Source organism: Mycobacterium sp. TH-M82 (assembly GCF_057473605.1).
The window spans coordinates 1-1,027 of the sequence record NZ_JBYCKY010000715.1; the positions used below are offsets into that span (position 1 = coordinate 1).

A 1,027-nucleotide genomic window follows, 5' to 3' on the forward strand; every position below is an offset into this window, starting at 1 on the left:
AGTTGTAGTTTCCGAAGTTCCCGAAACCCAGGTTGAAGTCACCGTGATTCCCGATACCGCGATTGGACATCCCGAAATTCCCGGAACCCAGATTCAAGTTACCCAGGTTGCCGAACCCGAAATTATTGTTCCCAGAATTGCCATTGCCGAAGTTCGCCCAGCCGACATTGCCGTTACCCACATTTCCGCCACCGAGATTCGCCAACCCGAGGCTCACATAGGTCGTCGCCGCCGGAGAACCCCCCACACCTGCCGCGTTGAGGCCACCAAACCCGGCGGAAAGATTCCCCAGACCCGCCAACGGCGACACAAACGAGACCAGTCCCGACACCACCGCCGAAGCCCCACCGTGGTACCCGACCATCGCCGCGACATCCCGAACCCACATCTGCTCATACGCCGCTTCCGTGGCGGCGATCACCGCAGCGTTCTGCCCGAACAAGTTCGACCGCACCAACCCCACCAACTGCGACCGGTTGGCCGCCACCGCCTCGGGATGCACCACTGTCGCGAACGCCCCCTCAAACGCCGCGACCGCGGCATTGGCCTGCGCCGCGGCGACCTCAGCCCGCGTCGCCGTCTCCGACAGCCAGCCCGCGTACTGGGCGGCCGCACCCACCATCGCCGCCGACGCCGCACCCTGCCACGAGTCGCTGGCAAGCCCAGAGGTCAACGCCGAAAAAGAAGCCGCCGTCGACCTCAACTCCGCGGCCACATCACCCCACGCCGCCGCCGCAGCCACCATCGGCGCCGCACCTGCCCCCGCAAACATCCGAGCCGAGTTGACCTCCGGCGGAAAAACCTGAAAAGACACGCCCCGCACCCCCATACCCCTCGCCCACGACCGCGGTTGAACCAAAGCCAACGCGAAGGTTACAACACCACCGTGACCACCGTCGCACTTATCGATTTTTCCGTCCTGGCCCACTCGCTTGGCGAAGCTCAGTCGAACGCGTGGATCACCTGGTAGGCCACGCACCGGATCCGCCTGCACATATCGGGTTCCAGGAGCACGTCGGCGTCGGCG

At 64.7% G+C, this 1,027-nt stretch carries 1 protein-coding gene; it reads right to left on the minus strand.

The genetic code is table 11. The features are described from left to right. Positions 1-814, minus strand: an 814-nt coding sequence (locus AC2VON_RS20855; protein WP_486954620.1) for a PPE family protein, incomplete at its 3' end; no start/stop codon positions are given. Between the last annotated feature and the right edge of the window lie 213 nt (positions 815-1,027).